General features: G+C 39.1%; 22 protein-coding genes. 9 read left to right on the top strand and 13 right to left on the bottom strand.

Going from position 1 to position 20,436, the window contains the following annotated elements; translation table 11 throughout:
• Positions 1–118 precede the first annotated feature (118 nt).
• Positions 119–1,603 carry a glycerol kinase GlpK gene (gene glpK, locus ACKWBX_RS13765; RefSeq protein WP_413969282.1) on the top strand — a complete coding sequence of 495 codons (1,485 nt, stop codon included), beginning with the start codon at positions 119–121 and terminating at the stop codon, positions 1,601–1,603.
• Between the two features lie 93 nt (positions 1,604–1,696).
• A complete protein-coding gene (locus ACKWBX_RS13760) occupies positions 1,697–3,364 on the top strand; it encodes a glycerol-3-phosphate dehydrogenase/oxidase (RefSeq protein WP_413969281.1) in 1,668 nt (555 codons plus the stop codon).
• Here ACKWBX_RS13760 and ACKWBX_RS13755 read toward each other — a convergent pair.
• Together ACKWBX_RS13755 and ACKWBX_RS13750 are read right to left on the bottom strand one after the other, a co-directional pair.
• The gene (locus ACKWBX_RS13755; protein ID WP_413969280.1) at positions 3,361–4,743 is read right to left on the bottom strand and encodes an alpha/beta fold hydrolase; all 1,383 of its coding nucleotides are present in this window, start codon (positions 4,741–4,743) and stop codon (positions 3,361–3,363) included. The two genes, ACKWBX_RS13760 and ACKWBX_RS13755, sit on opposite strands and share 4 nt — an antisense overlap.
• Before the next feature lie 43 nt (positions 4,744–4,786).
• On the bottom strand, positions 4,787–5,788 hold the full coding sequence (locus tag ACKWBX_RS13750) for an NAD(P)H-dependent glycerol-3-phosphate dehydrogenase (RefSeq protein WP_413969279.1): 1,002 nt from the start codon (positions 5,786–5,788) through the stop codon (positions 4,787–4,789).
• Between the two features lie 177 nt (positions 5,789–5,965).
• Here ACKWBX_RS13750 and ACKWBX_RS13745 point away from each other — a divergent pair, with 177 nt between their 5' ends.
• Entirely contained in the window at positions 5,966–6,877 is a 912-nt protein-coding gene (locus ACKWBX_RS13745; protein ID WP_413969278.1) for a nicotinic acid mononucleotide adenyltransferase, read from the top strand.
• A gap of 131 nt (positions 6,878–7,008) precedes the next feature.
• Here ACKWBX_RS13745 and ACKWBX_RS13740 read toward each other — a convergent pair whose 3' ends face one another.
• Positions 7,009–7,371, bottom strand: coding sequence for a YciI family protein (locus ACKWBX_RS13740; protein ID WP_413969277.1), 363 nt, complete (start codon positions 7,369–7,371; stop codon positions 7,009–7,011).
• Positions 7,372–7,513: 142 nt separating this feature from the next.
• On the opposite strand from ACKWBX_RS13740, the gene ACKWBX_RS13735 reads away from it, so the two are divergent.
• The gene (locus ACKWBX_RS13735; protein WP_413969276.1) at positions 7,514–9,100 is read left to right on the top strand and encodes a SulP family inorganic anion transporter; all 1,587 of its coding nucleotides are present in this window, start codon (positions 7,514–7,516) and stop codon (positions 9,098–9,100) included.
• Positions 9,101–9,104: 4 nt separating this feature from the next.
• On the opposite strand, the gene ACKWBX_RS13730 is transcribed toward ACKWBX_RS13735, so the two are convergent.
• Positions 9,105–9,392 (bottom strand): hypothetical protein, encoded by a 288-nt coding sequence (locus tag ACKWBX_RS13730; RefSeq protein ID WP_413969275.1) that lies wholly within the window; start codon positions 9,390–9,392, stop codon positions 9,105–9,107.
• Between the two features lie 88 nt (positions 9,393–9,480).
• On the opposite strand from ACKWBX_RS13730, the gene ACKWBX_RS13725 reads away from it, so the two are divergent.
• Positions 9,481–9,846, top strand: coding sequence for a DUF2237 family protein (locus ACKWBX_RS13725; protein WP_413969274.1), 366 nt, complete (start codon positions 9,481–9,483; stop codon positions 9,844–9,846).
• A gap of 8 nt (positions 9,847–9,854) precedes the next feature.
• On the opposite strand, the gene ACKWBX_RS13720 is transcribed toward ACKWBX_RS13725, so the two are convergent.
• Complete coding sequence (locus tag ACKWBX_RS13720; RefSeq protein ID WP_413969273.1) at positions 9,855–10,544, bottom strand: DsbA family oxidoreductase; 690 nt, start codon at positions 10,542–10,544, stop codon at positions 9,855–9,857.
• A gap of 149 nt (positions 10,545–10,693) precedes the next feature.
• On the opposite strand from ACKWBX_RS13720, the gene ACKWBX_RS13715 reads away from it, so the two are divergent.
• The gene (locus ACKWBX_RS13715) at positions 10,694–11,260 is read left to right on the top strand and encodes a TlpA family protein disulfide reductase (RefSeq protein WP_413969272.1); all 567 of its coding nucleotides are present in this window, start codon (positions 10,694–10,696) and stop codon (positions 11,258–11,260) included.
• 9 nt (positions 11,261–11,269) lie between these two features.
• On the opposite strand, the gene ACKWBX_RS13710 is transcribed toward ACKWBX_RS13715, so the two are convergent.
• The 5 genes from ACKWBX_RS13710 to ACKWBX_RS13690 form a co-directional block, all read right to left on the bottom strand.
• Positions 11,270–11,938: a DUF7103 family protein gene (locus tag ACKWBX_RS13710; RefSeq protein WP_413969271.1), complete on the bottom strand. Its 669-nt coding sequence runs from the start codon at positions 11,936–11,938 to the stop codon at positions 11,270–11,272.
• Positions 11,939–11,951: 13 nt separating this feature from the next.
• A complete protein-coding gene (locus tag ACKWBX_RS13705) occupies positions 11,952–12,758 on the bottom strand; it encodes a hypothetical protein (protein WP_413969270.1) in 807 nt (268 codons plus the stop codon).
• A gap of 147 nt (positions 12,759–12,905) precedes the next feature.
• Positions 12,906–13,382: a c-type cytochrome gene (locus ACKWBX_RS13700; protein WP_413969269.1), complete on the bottom strand. Its 477-nt coding sequence runs from the start codon at positions 13,380–13,382 to the stop codon at positions 12,906–12,908.
• 132 nt (positions 13,383–13,514) lie between these two features.
• Positions 13,515–14,480 (bottom strand): YheT family hydrolase, encoded by a 966-nt coding sequence (locus ACKWBX_RS13695; RefSeq protein ID WP_413969268.1) that lies wholly within the window; start codon positions 14,478–14,480, stop codon positions 13,515–13,517.
• Positions 14,480–15,481 (bottom strand): bestrophin family protein, encoded by a 1,002-nt coding sequence (locus tag ACKWBX_RS13690; protein WP_413969267.1) that lies wholly within the window; start codon positions 15,479–15,481, stop codon positions 14,480–14,482. The genes ACKWBX_RS13695 and ACKWBX_RS13690 overlap by 1 nt, the downstream gene beginning before the upstream one ends.
• A gap of 116 nt (positions 15,482–15,597) precedes the next feature.
• Between ACKWBX_RS13690 and ACKWBX_RS13685 the strand changes: the two genes are divergently transcribed.
• Together ACKWBX_RS13685 and ACKWBX_RS13680 are read left to right on the top strand one after the other, a co-directional pair.
• A complete protein-coding gene (locus ACKWBX_RS13685) occupies positions 15,598–15,873 on the top strand; it encodes a UBP-type zinc finger domain-containing protein (RefSeq protein WP_413969266.1) in 276 nt (91 codons plus the stop codon).
• A gap of 3 nt (positions 15,874–15,876) precedes the next feature.
• Complete coding sequence (locus ACKWBX_RS13680) at positions 15,877–17,526, top strand: FAD-dependent oxidoreductase (protein ID WP_413969265.1); 1,650 nt, start codon at positions 15,877–15,879, stop codon at positions 17,524–17,526.
• Positions 17,527–17,615: 89 nt separating this feature from the next.
• Here the strand turns inward: ACKWBX_RS13680 and ACKWBX_RS13675 are convergent, their stop codons facing one another.
• Positions 17,616–18,590 (bottom strand): NAD(P)H-dependent flavin oxidoreductase, encoded by a 975-nt coding sequence (locus ACKWBX_RS13675; protein WP_413969264.1) that lies wholly within the window; start codon positions 18,588–18,590, stop codon positions 17,616–17,618.
• A gap of 108 nt (positions 18,591–18,698) precedes the next feature.
• Between ACKWBX_RS13675 and ACKWBX_RS13670 the strand changes: the two genes are divergently transcribed.
• Positions 18,699–19,178 carry an acyl-CoA thioesterase gene (locus ACKWBX_RS13670; protein ID WP_413969448.1) on the top strand — a complete coding sequence of 160 codons (480 nt, stop codon included), beginning with the start codon at positions 18,699–18,701 and terminating at the stop codon, positions 19,176–19,178.
• Here ACKWBX_RS13670 and ACKWBX_RS13665 read toward each other — a convergent pair.
• Positions 19,159–20,076, bottom strand: a complete 918-nt coding sequence (locus ACKWBX_RS13665) for a DMT family transporter (protein ID WP_413969263.1) — start codon at positions 20,074–20,076, stop codon at positions 19,159–19,161. The genes ACKWBX_RS13670 and ACKWBX_RS13665 overlap by 20 nt on opposite strands.
• Positions 20,073–20,426, bottom strand: a complete 354-nt coding sequence (locus ACKWBX_RS13660; RefSeq protein WP_413969262.1) for an arsenate reductase family protein — start codon at positions 20,424–20,426, stop codon at positions 20,073–20,075. The genes ACKWBX_RS13665 and ACKWBX_RS13660 overlap by 4 nt, the downstream gene beginning before the upstream one ends.
• Positions 20,427–20,436 lie beyond the last annotated feature (10 nt).

Raw genomic sequence — 20,436 nt, 5'->3', positions numbered from 1 at the left:
CCTACGCAAACGTTACCTTATAATTATCGGGTTGTAAAACTGATTTAATCCCAGTATATTTACTAAAACTATGCTACACTGTGCTATTCGTGTAACTCGTTGTAATTAAAATATCGTCATGGGAAATTATATTATTGCATTAGATCAAGGTACTACGAGCTCCAGAGCCTTATTGGTTGATGAAAAAGGAAAAATACAGGGGATGGTACAACAGGAATTCAAGCAGATTTTTCCAAAATCGGGTTGGGTGGAACACGACCCAATGGAGATTTTGGAAACCCAACTGGGAGTACTCAAAAAATTAATTGAGGACAATGCTATTTCCCCGAAGGATATTAAAGCCATAGGCATTACCAACCAGCGGGAAACCACGGTAGTTTGGGAAAAAGCTACGGGAAAACCCGTTTATAACGCAATTGTCTGGCAGGATAAAAGAACTGCGGATATTTGTGAAAATTTAAAAAAAGAGGGGCTTACGGAGCATGTTCGTACTACTACGGGACTCGTTATAGATTCCTATTTTGCTGGAACAAAAGTAAAATGGATACTGGATAATGTTGACGGAGCCAGAGCAAAAGCGGATAGTGGAGAACTCCTCATGGGAACTATAGATTCTTGGTTGGTGTGGAACATGTCCTCGGAAAAGAATCATATTACCGATTATACCAACGCCTCCAGAACTTTAATATATGACATCGTAAACCTTAAATGGGACGATAGAATGTTAGGTGCCTTAGGAATTCCCAAAACCATGTTGCCCGAGGTGAAACCTTCGGCATATCATTTTGGAAATTATGAATTGGATGGAACCAGCATCCCTATCTCGGGCATTGCGGGAGATCAGCAAGCGGCTTTGTTCGGTCAAGCTTGTTTTAAAAAAGGAACGGCCAAAAACACTTATGGTACAGGTTGCTTTATGCTGATGAACACAGGCGAGAAGCCCCAGTTTTCCAAAAATGGACTCCTAACGACCATAGCTTATGGCTTGGACGGCAAAGTGCATTACGCGCTAGAAGGGAGTATTTTTATAGCGGGCGCGGCCATACAATGGTTGCGTGATGGTTTGGAACTGATAAAGGATGCAAAAGAAACACAGGCCTTGGCAGATTCCGTTGAAGGTGAAAGTTCCGTTTACGTCGTTCCGGCTTTTGCAGGGCTAGGAGCACCCTATTGGGATATGTACGCACGCGGCGCCATTTTTGGACTCACACGTGATACAGGCAAGGCGCATTTGGCAAAAGCTACACTAGAGTCTTTGGCCTATCAAACCAAGGATATTTTAAAAGCGATGGAAGATGATAGCGGAATACAGTTAAAAAATCTTCGAGTGGATGGTGGCGCTTGTGCCAATGATCACTTAATGCAGTTTCAGGCAGATATTTTGGACACTGAAGTGCACAGACCGGAAGTCATAGAGTCCACAGCTATGGGAGCGGCCTTTTTGGCGGGCATTCAAGTTGGACTATGGAAACAAGAAGACGTAGACCAAAACCGACCCATGAACCGTATTTTTAAGCCTACATTTGATCGCGTGAAACGAAAAAGACTTTACAAGAATTGGAAAAAGGCGGTAGAAAGAACAAAAGGTTGGGAAGAACAATAGACTTTAGTTTGAGTTTTCGCGAACTGGCTCAGTAAATTTATTCTATTTTTTGAGAGGTAGGATGGATTAAAAATTGCAATAAAATAGAAATCAATGAGTAAAAATATAAGATTTTCAAATCTGGACAGGACCAAAATTGTCGAGAAACTTTCCAACGAAGAGTTTGACCTGGTCGTTATCGGAGGTGGAATTACGGGAGGCGGAATTGCATTGGATGCCGCTTCTCGCGGAATGAAGGTGGCATTGTTGGAAAAGAACGATTTTGCATCGGGTACCAGTAGCAAGTCCACCAAATTGATACATGGAGGACTTCGGTACTTAAAACAGTTTGATTTTTGGCTGGTGAAGGAAGTGGGTTCGGAAAGAGCTATAGTACATAAATTGGCTCCCCATTTGGTACTGCCCGAAAAGATGTTGTTGCCACTCATAGAAAACGGTTCCTATGGGAAATGGCTAACCTCCATAGGTCTCAAGGTGTATGATATTTTGGCCGAAGTAACTGGTGACGATAAACGGAAGATGTTAGAGAAAAAAGAGGCCATGAAGCTTGAGCCTTTGCTGCCAAAGAAAATATTAAAGGGAGCTGGGTATTATGCCGAATACCGTACCGATGATGCGAGGCTCACCATAGAGAACATAAAAACCAGCTTACGATTTGGGGCTATGGCAATAAACTATGCCGCCGTGACCGAATTCCTGTACAATAATGAAAAGATTGCCGGTGTGACCGTAAAAGATGGGATATCCGGAAAAGAATTCAATATAAATTCTAAATACGTGATCAGTGCCGCGGGACCATGGGTAGATGAGTTGAGAGGGCTCAACAATTCCAAGAAAGGGAAACGCCTCCATTTGACGAAAGGTGTACATTTGGTATTCCCGCATGAAAAACTTCCGGTGAAACAATCCGTTTATTTTGATATTCCTGATGGCCGTATGATGTTCGCCATTCCTCGCGGTAAGATTACATATATAGGCACTACGGACACCAATTATAATGATAATAAGGATAAAGTCCAGACCGATGTGGCGGATGCGATCTATTTGATTTCTGCCGTAAACAATATGTTCCCTTCCATCAATTTGGAAATGGAGGATATTATTTCTTCATGGGCAGGGTTAAGGCCCCTTATTCACGAAGAAGGAAAATCTGCTTCCGAACTGTCCCGAAAAGATGAAATTTTCACTTCGGATACGGGACTCATCAGCATTGCCGGGGGGAAACTTACAGGATATCGTAAGATGTCCGAGCGTGTAGTGGACCGCATTGCCAAAAAGATGGAAGAAGATTTTAAATTGAAAACCAAGAAATGTACTACGGATACTATTCCATTGTGCGGTAATGATTTTAAAAAGTTCAAACACGTTAAAAAATATATTACAGAAATTTATGAGTGCCTTAAAGATGACGGATTTTCAGAGTACGATGCTTGGTTTTTGGTAACCAATTATGGAAAACAAACGGAAACCATTCTAGGATACTATCAAAATAGAAAAGAAAAGGACAATGCTACCCGTTTGGTTTTAGCGGAGCTCGAGTTTGGGATTGCCCATGAAATGGTGCAAAATCCTATGGATTTCTTTATCCGTAGAACTGGAAGGCTTTATTTTGACATTGATGGTGTCCGTAATTATATGGAGCCGATTTTAGCAGAGTTTAATAGCAAATGTGGAGCTGATGAAATCCAGTTACTTGCATGGAGAGAAGAACTAAATAAGGAGTTAGAAGAGCATTCTAATTTTTCGATGAATCGGGTTTAGTTTAGGTTCCATTCAATTGGGTTTCTTTCATTGCTGCAATCGGTATTTGGTTTTTGATCAGGATTGTTGAGAAAATCTTCAGCGATTTGAAAAAAACAAGAATTATAATGATCATGTGCTTCATCTAAAAATATCAGTTCATAGCCATTTTTTAAATGTTCTATGGCCTCTCGGGCATATTTAATTGGAGTTACATGATCTAGACCTCCGCTAGTCATTAAAGTTGGGATTTCAGAAATTATAGGTTCATCTTCTGAGTCCGGTGCCCTAAAAGAATGCCAATTCTCCAATAATTCTAGTCCTGAATTATAAGAAGCCAGTCCAATACCAAATTCAGATAGTTCTAAAGACCGTTCGATTGTTGTATGGTCATTAAAAGGCAATTCTTCATAAGCTGTTAGAGAATAGTTCATGGGCCAATTCACTAGGTTATATAAATATTCAACACTTTTTATTGCATTCTTAAGATGTTCGATTTCACCCTTTTCAAAGGCTTCTATGAGTAAAGGAATATTGCCAATACTATACCGGTTATATAGTGATACAAAGATTATAAATAAAGCATCTTGAGAGTTAAGCACGAAAGGTTTGCCATCATAGTCAAAACGTAAAGGCTCAGAATTTAATTTTTTCAAGACCATGATTAAGCGTTGCTTTAATTCAGGAAATTTTCTATTACACGCCTTATTTTCGTTACAACGTTCAAAAACAGAAAAAAGTGAGGTTTCAAAGTTTTGGATAGAACCTTCTAAGAAATCTGTTTCTGGAGCAACGATGGCTGAAAGTACAGCGCTTCGTATATTCTTTGGATAATCACGCATTATAGTTAGTCCTAATCGAGACCCATAAGAACTACCAAAAAGATTCCATTCTTTATAACCTAATACCTTTCGTAAATCTTCGAAATCTGCTGCATTTTCTTTACTGCTATATCCAGCGAAGTCAACTCCTTTTTGATTCATTGTTTTTTTGCACTCAGCTAATAACTTTTTTAATGCGTCATATTCACCTTCTCCATCAACATCTTGTTTCATAAGATTGAACATAGACTTTCCGAGATTTACACAGTTTGCTTGAGACTCTCCTGTTCCACGCTGATCCATTAGAATAATATCCCTATTATTTCTCAGTGGATTATTTTTCCAAAACTCTTCCATTATCAAAGTCGAAGCTCCCGGGCCACCCTGTAAAAAAACAATAGGTGCTTTTAATGAATCTAGTGTTTTGGCCTTTAAAACTTTATAGACTAAATTGAGGGTTCGAGAATTTGGATTTTCTCGATTTTCAGGAACTTCTAGAATACCATCTACTGTTTTATAAACTGGCTCAGAACAATTACAAAGTAAGAGAGAGAAAAAAATTAGAATACATTTACGCATATAGTAACCTGATTGATATACTCTAAAATAAAGGAAACTTTCTTTAATCCAACCTATTCGTCAATTCCTTAAAGATCCGCCTAGTGTTTTGGCCTTCATATAAAACCTTATAGACGGCATCTATGATTGGAGTTTGAACTTTTTTGTTGAAGTTTGATTTTTGCTCATAGGCGGTTTTGGCCGCATAGTATCCCTCCGCGATCATCTTCATTTCCATTTGGGCACTTTTGACCGTATATCCTTTCCCGATCATATTGCCGAACATACGGTTACGGCTAAAAGTGGAATAGCCCGTGACCAATAAATCCCCTAAATAAGCAGAATTATTAATATTGCGCTTCATTTTGTGAACCCGTTTTATATACCGTTTCATTTCACGAATAGCATTGCTCATCAGTACACTTTGAAAATTATCTCCATACCCTAACCCGTGATAGATTCCTGCAGCCAGTGCATAGATGTTCTTTAGCATTGCGGCATATTCCGTTCCGATAATATCGTCCGATATTTTGGTTTTGATATAATCGCTATTAAGATTCTTGGCCACTAATTTTGCTTTTTCTTGGTCAGCACAGGCAATGGTCAGATAGGACAGGCGTTCCAGAGCCACTTCTTCCGCATGGCAAGGTCCGGTAATTACCCCTATGTTCTCGAAGGGGATTTTATAGGTATCGTGAAAGTGCTCACCGACTATCAATCCGGATTCAGGGACGATGCCCTTTATGGCCGAAAAGATAATTTTATCCTTTAAAGAAATGGATAGTTTTTGTAACTCGCTTTCCAAAAAGGCGGATGGAATAGCAAAAATGAGTACATCCGAAGAACGTATAATTTCGTTGATGTCATCCGTTAAGTGCAACTGTTCGGTATGAAACTCCACCGCAGTGAGGTAATTGGGATTGTGCTTTTCCTTTTTAATATAAGCGACGGCATCGGAATTTCGCATATACCAGCCTACAGTATCCTGATTTTCACAAAGCATTTTCACAATGGCCGTTGCCCAACTTCCACCTCCTAGCACGGCAAATTTTGATGTATCGCTCATTAGTTATGGGTATCCTCCAAAAGAGGTTTTTGGATTTTTTTATAAAATAGGTTAACGTTTCTTCGAGAATTCAAAATTACCAAAATAAAATAAAGAGATTGAACATTGATTATCAGCAACTTAAAAATATTGGCATGGTGCTTGTTTTAGGTATAGGGAATTAAAAACCATAGCACTATGAGAACTATAAAATTACTTTTGGGATACGTATTATTGGCCACGCTTCTGGTTTCTTGTTATGCAGAAGTTATTGTAGAGGACGAGTTTATTGAAGAATCTGCCTTTAATACGGACCGTGTGCTACAGGGCTATGATTTATGGTATGTAGACATTAACGAGACACGGGGCAACGGCGAGGTACCTTTCTTACAACGCGCTTTTACCGTCTCTTTTGATAATGGAACATTTTTGGCGAATAACAATATTGTAGGTATTGGGAAGACGGGTAACGGTTTCGGAATCGATGTTGGATTTTATAATACATTAAGGGGTGTTGTTGAAATCGACCATGATGTGGATGGCAAGTGGTTGTTAGAAGTTTATGCGGTTGATGGTGCTACTATAGAATTATATGATGCAAGTTCGGACACCTCCTATTTTTTAAGGGGATACCAAAGAAATAACTTTGATTATGATCAGGTTTTCTATGACAATATCAATTATTTTATACAGGAATACGATTCTTGGGAGAAAATCTATACAAGTGAAACAGGAGCCATAAACGATTTTGATGACGAAAACTTTTTACAGTTTTTACCCTCTTTCTTCAGGTCTTCCGTAGATGCTGTGGGAACACCTATAAGTCGATTGCAGTGGGACTTTGAGGGAAACTATCAAGTGTATGATATTGCTGGCGATAATACGTTAAAAACGATAACCTTGGATTATGATTTTTTGGGAGATGACTACTTTGAGTTATATGTAATCAATGATAGTACCATTGAATTATATCATCCTGATAGCGAAACCGTATATGAATTCAAGGGAAGGGGTTATCAGCAGTATTTAAAAACCGGAAAGGGAACGGAAGCAAGAAAAAGAACAAAATCTTCCAATCCCAAAATGGATGTAAAACGGAGAAGAAAATAACAAATTTTAGTTTGGTTGTTTAGTTGGAAAACCGCTTTGGATTTTATTCGGGGCGGTTTTTAATTTCCCGTAAAGTGTATAAAGAATAGATGACAGTTTTATAAAGTATTCCGGAGGCACACCTCTTCAAACTATTCTAAACAGCCTTTATAGAAAGGTGAAAAAGGCTGTATTTCTACATGGAATAAATTATTTTTTACCGCTATGTCGTTCAATAAAATGTTCTTTGCCATATCAAAATCCGTTGCCTTTATAACAATCATACCGGTATCGCTATACCTAGCTCCAATCACAATAGTATTGTCTTTTCGTAATTGATCTAGATGATTGGAATGTTCTTTAAAATAGGGCTGTTCGTTCGGTTGTTTATTAATATCCCAGCCGTCACCTACGGTATAAAGGGCAATAAAATAATTTTCTTTTTTGTTTTGTTCTTGACCAAATGAAAGTAATGGTGCCAGCACAAATATAATTTTTAAGAAGTTGATTTTCATAGAATTGTATTTGTAATTTGATAGATTATCAGTCTCTTTTATATCAAGTTATTAAAAATAGATTGATAATGGTATATAAAAACTACAATAGGGAACTAAGAAAGCTAATAATTGTATTTTTGCGCCCTTAAAATCTAGAGGCGTGCGCAAGTATTTTAATTTATTCGATTTCAAACAAAAAGTAGATTACAAGACGGAAATTCTTTCCGGTCTTACGGTGGCTCTAGCTTTGGTTCCAGAGGCCATTGCTTTTGCTTTGATTCCGGGTTTTTCTCCTTTGACTGGATTATATGCAGCATTTATTTTGGCCTTGGTCACTTCTATTTTGGGAGGACGCCCAGGAATGATTTCCGGGGCAACAGGCGCCGTTGCGGTTATTTTTGTGGGCTTGATTTTGGAATTAAAACGAAACTTTCCAGGAATTGAACCGGAAACCATATTAAACTACGTTTTTGCTACGGTGATTATTGCAGGTATTTTACAGATCTTGGCAGGAGTGCTGAGACTTGGAAAATTCATTCGTTTAGTACCGCATCCGGTAATGTTCGGTTTCGTGAACGGGCTGGCCATTATCATCTTTATGGCGCAATTTCCTAATTTCTATCAAAAGGGAACTACCCAATTATTAAGTGGTTCACCCTTTTTCATCATGCTGGGTTTAACGCTATTGACCATGTTGATTATTTGGGGATTGCCAAAACTCACGAAAGCTGTACCTTCTTCCTTGGTCGCTATTGTGGTGGTTTCTGCAATTGTTATCAGTTTTGGTGTGGATACACTTACGGTAGCCGATACCATGCGCGAGGGAGAGAGTATTAAAGGAGGTTTCCCACCTTTGTCCATTCCACAAATACCATTGACGTTTCAAACCTTTAAAATCATTTTTCCGTATGCCGCTATTGTTGCCGGAGTAGGATTGATAGAGAGTTTGTTGACCTTGAATATCATTGATGAAATCACGGATACCCGTGGTAGCGGCAATAAAGAATGCGTGGCACAGGGAACGGCCAATATTCTTTCGGGATTTTTGTCCGGAATGGGAGGTTGTGCCATGATCGGGCAGAGCTTGATCAATACGTCTTCGGGTGCAAGGGCACGGTTATCCGGAATTACGGCTGCGGTGATGCTTTTGGTATTTATTATGTTCGGGAGCAGTCTTATTGAACGTTTGCCTATGGCGGCATTGGTCGGGTTAATGTTTATGGTTGCTATCGGTACTTTTGAGTGGGCCAGTTTTAAGACTTTTGGTAAAATGCCAAAATCGGACGTCGTTGTTATGGTATTGGTAACACTAATTACTGCCATCACCCACAATTTGGCCGTTGCCGTGTTGTTGGGTGTAATTATTTCAGCTTTGGCCTATTCCTGGGAGAACGCCAAAAGAATTCGCGCTAGAAAATATGTAGATGATAACGGAGTGAAACATTATGAAATCTATGGTCCCTTGTTCTTTGGTTCCACCACTTTGTTTGGAGAAAAGTTTGATGTTCAGAACGACCCTGATGAAATTATTATCGATTTTCAGGAAAGTCGCATAGCGGACATGTCCGGAATTGAAGCCTTGAACAAAATTACGGACCGATATGCCAAGGTGGGTAAAAAAGTACATCTTAGGCATTTGAGTAAAGATTGTATTCGCTTATTAGGAAAAGCAGAGGAGATTATTGATGTAAACGTAATGGAAGATCCGACCTACAAAGTTGTGGTGGACCGTATTGACAAAAAATAATAGATCAAGCCATATATTTCCAGTATAGGAAACCAAATACTCCAAGAAGTAGCAATAGCGCTACAATGCTAATTCTGAGATTATATACTTGGTCTTTTTTGGCTTTGAGCCTTATCTCATTTTTTATAAGTTCTTGTTGAACGGGAGTAAGTTCTTTAAATTTTAATTTTGTTTTTTGGGTATAACCTTCATATTCAGAACGTAAGTTTTTATAACTGCGCCGTTTCTTCAGTAATGACCTGTTTGCCCTAACTACATTAACGGCATCCATAGCAAATCCTCCTCCTCCCATAATTGTGTATTTTTCTTATTAGTACTAAAAATATGCCGTTTGTTACAAAAGCCTTGATATCCAGTATTTTTACATAAAATTTAGTACGATGGAAAAAAATGTGCTGGGCACTAAATTAGAACTTTGTTGTAACGCCCCTAAGACAGGTTTTTATAGAGATGGTTTTTGCCGTACGGGTGCGGAAGATGTTGGAACGCATGTAGTATGCGCAATTATGACCGCATCATTTCTAAACTATACCAAAGAGCAGGGCAACGATTTAACTACTCCGATCCCAATGTACCAGTTTCCGGGTCTACGACCGGGAGACAAGTGGTGTTTGTGCGCTTCTAGATGGAAACAAGCCTATTTAGCGGGCAAAGCACCAGAAGTAGTTTTGGAAGCTACCCATGAAAAGGCTTTAAAGTATGTCGAATTTGAATGGCTGTTGGAGCATAAACATATGGCTTCTTAGAGAACGCTCTAACAGTTTTCTGCTGAAGGGTCGCAACTGTCTCCTTCGGCAATAATTTCAATAGGCGAAACTTGGGCAAAAGCATCTAAAAATACACTTGGGGGCTGCGCGCCGCTAATGCCGTATTTGTCATTGATGATAAAGAAAGGAACTCCGGTAACACCAAGTTGTTGGTAATGTGCAATTTCTTGCTTTATGGTATAAGCAATATTCTCATCTCGGATCACTTTTTTGGTCTTCTGTTCATCCCAATTGAATTCTTTCATAATACTGACCAATCCCTCTGTTTTATTAAGGTGAAGATTTTCATCAAAATATGCTTTTAGGAATCGTTCTTTTAGCTCGTTTTTAAAACCTTCTTCACCCGCCACATGCAATAATTGATGTAATGGGAGCGTATTTACGGCCAACCATTTTTCGCCAAAGTTAAAGGTAATGCCTTCGTCTTTTCCAGCATCTATAAGTCTATCCGTCATGGGTTTTATGCGCTCCATATCCCCGAATTTATTGGTCAAGTAAGTTGTTCTGTCCAAGCCTTCGGTCGGCATATTGGGATCTAATTGATAAGGGTGCCATTCCACTTCTACAGGAGTACCTTTCCATTGTTCCAAGGCTTTTTCCAGTCGTTTTTTACCTACATAGCACCACGGGCATGCTACATCTGAGACGACATCAACTTTTATTTTTTCTTTTTGCATAGTAAAATGTAATATTTTGTTTGTAGAATAGGTCGTAAAATTATGATAAAACTGACTTCTGTTTTATCAAAATCATTTAGGCTGATCGCTATTGGAATCTTTATATTTTGTGATGTTTTTTACATAGGTAATTACTTAATTTGTGATACATGAAAAAGAAGAAAATCAAAGTGAGCGATGTCATATTCGGCGTTTTTGTACTCCTGCTCATTGTACCACAAACGCGAAAACCCATAATGGTGGTGATAAATAAGGCGAGAGTTTTTGTGATGTCTCCGTCCGTGCAAGATGATAATGGGCAAAAATCAATACAGCCTTTCTCCTATCGATTAACTGATTTGAAGGGAAACGATAAGCATATTTCCGTTGGGGAGAAAAGGGTCGTTTTTCTAAGCTATTGGGCCACTTGGTGCCCTCCCTGTATTGCAGAACTACCAAGTATTCAAGAATTATACTCGGATTATGGCGAACAAATGGATTTTATATTGCTCACCCATGAAAAACCCGAAGTCGTAAATTCATTTTTGCTAAAAGAAGAATATGATTTGCCCGTATTTTTTCCTAGAATGAAAACACCAGATGCGCTGTACGCGAAAAGCATCCCGACCAATTATGTAATTGATGGAACCGGTAAAATAGTCATTAAAGAAACAGGTGCGGTAGATTGGAGCAGTGAGAAGGTAAGGAACATTTTAGACGAGCTAATAAAAAATTGAGCTTAGTCCTTACATGCAGCTTTTTATCCCTTCCTGTAGTTCGCGTTTATCCCGTTCAAAGGATTCCGCTACAAAGTAAATCGCAATAAAAATAAGACCTAGCCATTCTGCCCAAAGCAAGGTAAACGGATTGTTGTCTTCGCCCAAAATCCAATCCAATAAGAGGTTTAAGCCTAGGGAAAGTATGGTAAGAATGCCCAAAACGTCTCCCGTCTTTTTTAATTGGGTTTCGCGGGTAAGCAGCATTGCGAGCGCACATCCCAAATAGAAGACGGCTGCAAAAATATAGTGTACGACCTTAAAATCTTCATGGTCAAAATAAATAACCCCAAAGAGTGCTATACCAAAAATAATATTGTAGCCTTTTCCAAAACGTTTTTCGGCAAAAGCCAAACTGGGAATATCCGTGAGGCTCATATGCTGCGCACCATTAAAAATGAAGAGCGCACCGGCTAGTGCCAAAAGGCTACCGAACCAATAACTGTCGCACATAAAGGCGTAGTCGCTGATGCTTGTGCGAAACTTTCGTTCAAAACCGAAATCGGCCAAATAAAGCACTAATGGCGTAAGTGTCAGGGTTACCGCTATAAAACGTTCCACTTTGGCAAAATGGTTTACTTTTTCAAGCGTAGTTTGCATTTTATTGGAGATACCGTTCTTGTTTTTTGGATTCGCCATAATTCAGTTCCTGTTATTGGGTAAGTTTACCTATAATAAACTCACTGATTTTGCCTTCCTGGGTATTATACAACGTTAGAAAAGCATCCCAATCTTTTTTTCTATTATTCACCTCTGTGATTCTTACTGCTATTGATTCTATGAATAAATGCGGCGGTATAATCTGATAATTAAGCTCTTTTTCCTCCAAAACTTCCACACTTTTGCCGGGAACTATTTTAGAAAGGCGTATCGATTTTAATATAAGTTCTTTCTTTTGATGCTGTTTATCGTAGTACGTAATAATAGGTTCCAATACTACATGAATGTCCTTCCCATTATTTTTTAACCTGGCTTGGGTAAAATTCAGTTCATAGGCACTTAAGGCAATGACTTTATACCCTGTTAGGGTCTTATCTCCTTCGTTAATATTTGTAATTGAAAATATAAATTTGGAAATGATTTCTTCACTATTGATTTCCTTGGTCCCCGTTTGGAGTACGGCAAAATTCTTTACGGACGATAAGTCCATAATCTTATTCTTTTCAAAATGATAAGCAGCACCGTGTTCTGAAATATAGTTTTCCGGATTGTAGACCCATGTTCCTATTTGTTTGACCAAACGCGGAACGAGTTCGCCTGCGACGGTTCCCAAAATAATGGAGCTTACACCGGCAATGCTGTTCTTTTCATCAGTATAATTTAGCTTCACTGTTTCCTTAACTTGCTTGAATTCACTTGAGATTACCGCATCTTTTTCAACCGAATAAAATTTTTGGGTTTCTTGTCCTGCCGCGTTCAGCGCAAACAATACCATACTTAGAAGAAGTAGTTTTTTCATGATTTTGGGGCTAACATATCAATTAAATTACATCAATTATTTTAGTTTTTGAAATTCTCTTTTTTATAAAATTGGGAATTGTATCTAAAAAAAATGCTGTTATCCCTGCAAGGGTAACAGCATTGAAGCTTTTTCGAAAAACTTATATTATAAAGTACGCAGGTACTCCGCTACATTTCTTGCTTCTTCCTCGGTCAAATTTTGATTGAGCATAATAGCATTGTTATATTCTTTCAACAAGGCTTTTGCAATAGGATCTTCCTTTAACATACCATCAGGATTCAAAATCATGTTCATCACCCATTCCGGACTTCTACGCTCATAAACCCCTTTTAGCGCGGGACCTATCATGCGCTGTTCTGCCATATGACATGCAGTACAAATAGCCTGAAATTTTATCTCCCCGGCAGCAGCCATTTCTTGATCAATTTCATCATTGAACTCCACATTTTTGATAGGGCCTACACCTTTGTTGTCCAGATCAACAGGGACACCTTCCGATGTTTCCGTAGCTTTGACCTCTTTTTTGGTTCGGTTCATTTCAAAACCGTCTTTCTTTTCTTTTTTTTCGCCACAACTCACAATTAAACTTCCTAGGGCTAAAAAGGCAACTATTTTTCGCATTTTCAAGGGATTTTTATGCTGATTAAGCAATCATTTATTCAAAAGACTAATATAGGAATTTTATTTATTGTCCGTTAATTTAGTATAGTAGTAGTCCAATTATTTTACAATACATATGAATAATGTAATTGGTTAGGACTTATCATGGGAAAAAAACGCCACAGCTCGCCTTTCAGAATACGTAACATTGTTTTTTCCATAAAACCCGACGTGGCCGCCATATTTAGGAACTTCCAAATACAGGTTAGGGTTTTGTTCCGCCGCTGCGTAAGGGTAGCATTCCGGTCCAAGAAAAGAATCATTTTTAGCGTTAATAATCAATGTGGGAATTTGAATATTGGGTAAAAATTGCAGACAACTACATTTGGCATAATAGTCCAAGGCATCTACAAAGCCATGTGCACGGCTGGTATAGATATCGTCAAAATCTTTTAGCGTGATGATTTTTTTCAAGTCGCTATCGGAAAGCAAATCTGGGAATACGTTTTGTTTCAGTTTTAACTTGGCTATCAAGTGTTTTTTAAACCGATTAGAATAGAGTTTATTCTTTGGCGTTAAAAGAGCCTTTAATGAATTGTATAAATTGCAGGGAACAGAGACCGTAACGGCCATTTTTATGTTTGGTGATATGCTTCTGTCTTCCCCTAAATATTTTAAAATAAGATTTCCGCCAAGGCTAAACCCTTTGAGATAGATTTCCTCATATTTTTTTAAGGAAAGAATATGTTCAATGACCGCGGCCAAATCTTCGGTAGCACCGGAATGATAGGAACTATATAGTCTGTTCACTTCTCCGCTACAACCTCTAAAGTTTACTGCACAAGCGTCAATATTATGGGTGTTCAACTGCTTGGCACTCCCTGTAATATAAGGCCGTTGAGCATTGCCCTCCAGTCCGTGGAGTAAAATGGTCAGTTTGGTGGTTTTTTGATGCGAAAAACTCCAATCAAGATCTAGAAAGTCGCCATCGGGCAAGTCAATTCGCTCCCTTTTTTGCTTAAATCCATCAATTTTACGTAGAATCCCGGCATAAATCGTTGAAAAATGGCCGTTTTTAAATAAAAATGGAGGATTATAATTTGAGGGAACAATCGGCATCAATAAAGGATGTTGTCTTGTGGTTTTGTCTTTTCCGGCAAGTCTTTTTCATCTAACATATCTTTCAAATCTATTTCAATGGTTCGGCAAAGTGCGGTCATGGGTACATCGTTGATACGGCCTTCAAAAGGATCTTCGCTATTGCTGCCTATTTTTTCCATGGTGGTAAAAATCCAAGAGATTAGAACGGAGAAGAAAATCATCAGCGGTAGATACCACCATTGTGTTTGTTCCGTAATTTGCGAAACCTGATTCTCAAAAACATTGAGCAATCCAAAAGGAAGCAATAGAACAAAAATCCAGGTAAATAAAGTACTGAAATAGGCATATTGCCTGGGAAAAGGAGTGTTTTTTATACGCTCACATTTGCCTTGAAGGTTGTAAAGTTCTTCTAGATTATTGTGGAAAACCTGTTTATCAAACTCTGTTATTTTATCGTCTGCCAAGAGTTGCTTTAAATGTAAACCTTGGTTTTTAATCAAGTGCGTAGCCACGTTTTTTCGGTTTTGCAGATCGGTTTCTTCTTCGGGGCTTATGAAAGATTCAAGGTCGGCACAAACGGGGTTTCGCTCTCTATGCCTGTCGAACATACGCTCTACGGCCCTATTCTCTTTTATGGAAAAGCTGGTAGGCTGGCGCAATTGGATGCGCAAGGCATTGATCCATGCAATATGCCTATAAATCAGGATTCGTTTGGTCTCATAGGTATCGTCAACAAAACTTAGCACGTTGTTTGCCCAAGTGCGGGAGTAGTTGACAATGCCGCCCCATATTTTTCTTCCTTCCCAAAAACGATCATAGCTTTGACTGTTTTTAAAACCGATATAAAACGCTACGGCAATCCCGATCACGCTCAAGGGTTGAAAGGGAATATCGATATGCGTCCAATTCAAAAAATAATAAGCTGAGAAAATTGCTGTGGCCCACAGCATAAAAAAAAGAGTATTCTTCCAGGCATAACGGAAGATAATGCCCCAATTAATATTACGTTTTATATACATTTTAGTTGTTTTTTTAGAAGAAGTATAGTCAAAAAACCATTTTTTAAAAATACTTAAAAGTTTCATAATTTTTATGGGCTTAAAAAAACACCATCAACTTTATTGTACATTTAAGAATGGCACTGAAAATGAAAAAATGTGAACATCTAGAAGCAGTTTCACAGATAAAACAACCAGATACTCATGAATGTGAATTTTGTGTAAAAACAGGCGATACATGGGTGCATTTAAGAACTTGCCAAACTTGCGGGATAACACTTTGTTGTGACAGTTCTCCAAACAGGCATGCCAATAAACATGCTCATCTAAAAGGGCATCCGGTGATTATTTCCGCTAAACCCAACGAAAAATGGATGTGGTGTTATGAACATAAATTAATAGCTAGGTATTAGAAAATGAGCGACCCAAGATTTCCAGAATTGACACAAGGTCAAATCAATATTTTAAAAGAACACGGTGTTATAGAATCGTATGGGAACGACTCTAGAATATTTTCGTTGGGAGATTTGCAATATGATTTTTTTGTGGTATTGGAAGGCGTCATTTCTGTTGAAGACCCTACCAACGATAACCGCATAATAGTAGAACATCAAAAAAATGAGTTCTCGGGAGATAGTGGGATGTTATCCAATAGAAGTGCTCAATTCCATGCCATTGCGAAGTCTGGTGCAACTTTATTGCGACTTACCCCGCTTCAACTCCGCAGGGCCATTTCTAAAAATAGCGGCCTTAGCGATGTACTGTTGAATGCATTTTTATTAAGGCAACAAACTGTTCTGAACGAGTTTACGGGAGGTATGAAGTTGGTAGGTTCCGGAAATTCAAAGGAGACTTATGCTATCCGGGATTTTATGGAAAAGAACCATATATGGTACAATTTTTTAGATGTCGATGTTTCCGAGGAAGCAAAAAAATTGTTGTTGAATTTTAATGTTTCCACGGAAGAGTTGCCTATTTTGATTACAAGTGATGCCAAAATCTGTAAAAACCCATCATTGGATTCTGTAGCTAGAAACTCAGGGGTTTTAATGGATTTTGAGGATAAAGTATTTGACCTTTTGGTCATAGGAGCCGGACCCTCTGGACTGGCAGCAAGTGTTTACGCCGCGTCAGAAGGGTTGGATGTAGTTACTATTGATAGCAACGCGCCGGGAGGCCAAGCAGGAAAAAGTTCTAAAATCGAAAACTATTTAGGTTTTCCTACCGGGATTTCAGGAAATGATTTAGCACATAAAGCGTATATACAAGCACAAAAATTTGGATGCAATATTTCCATTCCCCATAAAGCCCAAAGTATTGAGCATGCTGGCGATCATTTTGTTTTATGCGCGACCAATGGCAAAGTAATCAAGTCAAAAGCGTTAATGGCCGCAACGGGCGCCAGTTATAGTAAACTCCCATTGGATAACATTGAAAAATACGAAGGTAGCGGGGTCTATTATTCGGCGACGGGCATGAACGCATCTTCTTGTAAGGATGAAATTGTTGGTGTGGTCGGTGGCGGTAATTCCGCAGGGCAAGCGGCATTGTTCTTGGCGGATCATGCCAAAGAGGTGCACGTCATACTTCGTGGAGGTGATTTGGGAGCAAAAATGAGCGATTATCTAGTACAACGCATTGAAGCTGCCCCGAACATTATGGTGCATTTGTTTACGCAAGTGACGGAATTGCACGGAGAACACTATTTACAATCGTTAATCCTAGAAACTAAATCAGGTCATAAAACTGAAAAACCAATTACAAACTTGTTCACCTTTATTGGTGCAAAACCCGGAACGGAATGGCTCAAGGATTTGGTTGCAACAGATGAAAAAGGTTTTATTTGCACGGGACCCGGAATTGCGGAGAAAGATTTATACCAATGCAACATTTTCAAGAAGAGAAAACCACAATCTTTGGAAACCAGTATTCCAGGTTTTTTTGCGGTAGGCGATGTACGAAAAGGTTCGGTAAAACGGGTAGCCTCGGCCGTTGGAGAAGGTTCTATGGCCATCAGCCAGGTACATCAGTTTTTAGGGGAGCTTAGAAATGCTGAATCAGTATAAACCTGAACAGGATATTTTGTATTGGGCATAATCATAGAAATTGAAAATGCCAATATACATTTTCGGGATTCGTTTTAAAGACTTATTTCTTATTTAGGGTAGGTTTCCAATACTTTTACCTGCTCTTCTATAGCTGTTCTAAATTCGGATTTTAGGTCGGAAATTAACTCGGATACAGGTTTGGAATCGTCGATCATTGCAGCACCCTGTCCGGCGGACCAAATGGTCTTCCACGCTTTGGCCTCGGTATCCAGTTCTTTACCAAAATCTATTTTTGTGTCTTTTTTTAAGTCTTCCTCGGTAATTCCTGCCGCTTTAAGACTGGCGCCCAAGAAATTGGCATGGACTCCAGAAATGGCAGCGGTATAAACTACATCGCTCGCTCCTGCATCAATGATCATTTGCCGATATTCCGGTGTGGCCTTGCTTTCATCGGTATTAATAAATCGGGTTCCCATATAGGCTAGATCAGCACCCATTTGTATGGCAGAAGCAATATCCCTTCCGGTACTGATACAGCCCGACAGCAAGATAGTTTTGTGAAAAAACTTTTTAATTTCGGCAACGAGTGTCATCGGGTTTATGGTTCCCGCGTGGCCGCCTGCACCGGCGGCTACAAGAATGAGTCCGTCTACACCGGCCTCCGCCGCTTTTTCCGCATGGCGCTTTTTGATGATATCATGAAATACAATGCCTCCATAGCTATGAATGGCATCTACCACCATAGAAACTGCTCCGAGCGAGGTAATGACCAAAGGCACTTCGTGCTTTACACATAGTTTTACATCTGCCTCCAATCTAGGGTTGGTAGGGTGTACAATAAGGTTTACACCAAACGGAGCAGCCTTTTTGCCTGTTTCCTCCTCAAAGGTTGACAGAGCTGTTTTTATCTCGATGAGCCACTCTTCAAAACCTTCGCTGGTACGTTGGTTTAACGCTGGAAATGTACCGACTATTCCATTTTTACAACATTCTATGACCAGTTGAGGACCTGAAATTAAGAACATTGGTGCTGCAACGGCAGGTAACGAAAGGTCTTTGATAAATGTGGGTTTTTGGCTCATGGAGTATATTTTTGAATATTAAATTTACAGATAAATAAGATTGTTCAGTATTCCTTTTCCAAAACTATGGTATTTTTATAACTATTATGCATGCATAACATAAATAAGATGTATTTAAAAGAATTTGAAATTAGGTGGAGTGATGTAGATGCCAACCGACATTTGGCCAATTCTGCATACGTAAATTTCATGAGCCACACAAGAATGGCTTTTTTGATGGGATTAGGTTTTGACCATAAAAGTATGGCGCGACATGAGATAGGTCCTGTGGTTTTTCATGAGCATATTTATTACTTCAAGGAAGTTTTTCCAGGTCGTCCAGTACAAGTTTCTTTAAAAGTAACGGGGATGAGCGAAGATGGTAAATTCTTTGAATTTCACCACGATTTCTACAATCACAAAGGCGAAAATGTTGCCCGTTGCGAAATGATGGGTGCTTGGATGGATTTAAAAACGAGGAAGCTGACGGGACTTCCCGATGAATTTCTGGAGGCATTCAACAAAGTAGAAAAGCCGGAAGGATTTCGCATTTTGACTAAAGAGGATACGAGGAAATTTGCCAAGGCCCCTAAGAATCTGATAGCTTAGACGCGCGCTGTTTTTTGATAGGTTTTCTACTGGCCAGATACACCCCAAGGATGACCAGACACGCTGCCATTATCTTTACGGTAGTCAAAGTATCCTGACCAGTGACCAACGCGTATGAAATACCAATGAGCGGCTGTAGGTAAACAAAAGCACTCACGGTAGAGGCTTTCAATTGGGTGAGTGCAAAAATATTGAATAGATATGTACAGAAAGTCGTGCCAACGACTACAAAAAGAATACTCAGAATAATATCCGTTGGCAAATTGGTATAGTCCATTTCAAGCAACTCGGTATAGCCAAATGGAAGACAAAGAAATATGCCTAAAGTAAAAAGCCACTTCATAAAGGTAAACGGATGGTATTTTTTAATCAGTGTTTTGGCAACGATAAGGTAGGAACCATAAAAAACGGAATTCATCAATACTAAAAAATTACCCAATGGAATATTGGGAGCATCTTGTCTTATTTCGGTTCCAAACAGGATAAGTCCAATAGCGCCTATAAGTCCAATAGTAATTCCCAATATCTTTCTATTGGATATTTTTTCTTTTAGGGCAATGGCAGATAGCAATAAAACAATGATAGGCGTAGTGGTCACTAAAACGGAACTGTTAATAGGTGTGGAAAGTTGTAGTCCTTTAAAGAATACCAACATGTTTATGCCCATCCCCAAGACAGCCGTGAGAAACAGTCGTGGATAATCTCTCTTTTCAATACGCTCTTTAGGTCCAAAAAAAGAAATCGACCAAAATAACAGGGCAGCACCTATGACCCGGAGCATAATAAACCCGAACGGTTTCACGTACATGGGCATAACGCCTTTGGCAACGGTGTGGTTTAGTCCGTATATAGTGGTAGCACCTATTGCGGCCAACAGGGCCAAGGTTCTTTTGCTCATCCGTGAATAGCTTCTTTGGCCGCTGCTACGGTTTTTTTACTGTTCCCAATGAATTGTTGATTGTTGAACAATATGACCGGTCTTTTTAAAAAGGTGTAGTGGTCAAGAATAAGTCTTTTATAATCTTCTTCTCCCAATTCTTGATCGTGGAGTCCCCTTTGTCTAAAAAGCATGGCCCGTCTACTAAATAATGATTCATAGCTATCCGATAAAGAACGCATTTCTTTCAACTGGTCTTCCGTAATGGCTTCCGATTTGATGTCCTGAAGCTCAAAATCTTCCGGCAGTTCCAGTTCCTTGATGATTCTTTGGCAGGTGGTACAGCTACTTAAATGGTATATTTTTTTCATCTATTTCAAA

Origin of the sequence: Maribacter algae, assembly GCF_047345745.1 — a bacterium.
GTDB lineage: Bacteria > Bacteroidota > Bacteroidia > Flavobacteriales > Flavobacteriaceae > Maribacter.
The sequence above is the reverse complement of the archived record's forward strand: the minus strand, read 5'-3'. Positions and strand labels throughout refer to the sequence as shown.

What these genes read in the sequence shown, in the direction of transcription:
- glpK (WP_413969282.1), top strand. Translation starts at nt 119, where the DNA reads ATGGGAAATTATATTATTGCATTAGATCAAGGTACTACGAGCTCCAGA.
- ACKWBX_RS13760 (WP_413969281.1), top strand. Translation starts at nt 1,697, where the DNA reads ATGAGTAAAAATATAAGATTTTCAAATCTGGACAGGACCAAAATTGTC.
- ACKWBX_RS13755 (WP_413969280.1), bottom strand. Translation starts at nt 4,743, where the DNA reads ATGCGTAAATGTATTCTAATTTTTTTCTCTCTCTTACTTTGTAATTGT.
- ACKWBX_RS13750 (WP_413969279.1), bottom strand. Translation starts at nt 5,788, where the DNA reads ATGAGCGATACATCAAAATTTGCCGTGCTAGGAGGTGGAAGTTGGGCA.
- ACKWBX_RS13745 (WP_413969278.1), top strand. Translation starts at nt 5,966, where the DNA reads ATGAGAACTATAAAATTACTTTTGGGATACGTATTATTGGCCACGCTT.
- ACKWBX_RS13740 (WP_413969277.1), bottom strand. Translation starts at nt 7,371, where the DNA reads ATGAAAATCAACTTCTTAAAAATTATATTTGTGCTGGCACCATTACTT.
- ACKWBX_RS13730 (WP_413969275.1), bottom strand. Translation starts at nt 9,392, where the DNA reads ATGGGAGGAGGAGGATTTGCTATGGATGCCGTTAATGTAGTTAGGGCA.
- ACKWBX_RS13725 (WP_413969274.1), top strand. Translation starts at nt 9,481, where the DNA reads ATGGAAAAAAATGTGCTGGGCACTAAATTAGAACTTTGTTGTAACGCC.
- ACKWBX_RS13720 (WP_413969273.1), bottom strand. Translation starts at nt 10,544, where the DNA reads ATGCAAAAAGAAAAAATAAAAGTTGATGTCGTCTCAGATGTAGCATGC.
- ACKWBX_RS13715 (WP_413969272.1), top strand. Translation starts at nt 10,694, where the DNA reads ATGAAAAAGAAGAAAATCAAAGTGAGCGATGTCATATTCGGCGTTTTT.
- ACKWBX_RS13710 (WP_413969271.1), bottom strand. Translation starts at nt 11,938, where the DNA reads ATGGCGAATCCAAAAAACAAGAACGGTATCTCCAATAAAATGCAAACT.
- ACKWBX_RS13705 (WP_413969270.1), bottom strand. Translation starts at nt 12,758, where the DNA reads ATGAAAAAACTACTTCTTCTAAGTATGGTATTGTTTGCGCTGAACGCG.
- ACKWBX_RS13700 (WP_413969269.1), bottom strand. Translation starts at nt 13,382, where the DNA reads ATGCGAAAAATAGTTGCCTTTTTAGCCCTAGGAAGTTTAATTGTGAGT.
- ACKWBX_RS13695 (WP_413969268.1), bottom strand. Translation starts at nt 14,480, where the DNA reads ATGCCGATTGTTCCCTCAAATTATAATCCTCCATTTTTATTTAAAAAC.
- ACKWBX_RS13690 (WP_413969267.1), bottom strand. Translation starts at nt 15,481, where the DNA reads ATGTATATAAAACGTAATATTAATTGGGGCATTATCTTCCGTTATGCC.
- ACKWBX_RS13685 (WP_413969266.1), top strand. Translation starts at nt 15,598, where the DNA reads ATGGCACTGAAAATGAAAAAATGTGAACATCTAGAAGCAGTTTCACAG.
- ACKWBX_RS13680 (WP_413969265.1), top strand. Translation starts at nt 15,877, where the DNA reads ATGAGCGACCCAAGATTTCCAGAATTGACACAAGGTCAAATCAATATT.
- ACKWBX_RS13675 (WP_413969264.1), bottom strand. Translation starts at nt 18,590, where the DNA reads ATGAGCCAAAAACCCACATTTATCAAAGACCTTTCGTTACCTGCCGTT.
- ACKWBX_RS13670 (WP_413969448.1), top strand. Translation starts at nt 18,699, where the DNA reads ATGTATTTAAAAGAATTTGAAATTAGGTGGAGTGATGTAGATGCCAAC.
- ACKWBX_RS13665 (WP_413969263.1), bottom strand. Translation starts at nt 20,076, where the DNA reads ATGAGCAAAAGAACCTTGGCCCTGTTGGCCGCAATAGGTGCTACCACT.
- ACKWBX_RS13660 (WP_413969262.1), bottom strand. Translation starts at nt 20,426, where the DNA reads ATGAAAAAAATATACCATTTAAGTAGCTGTACCACCTGCCAAAGAATC.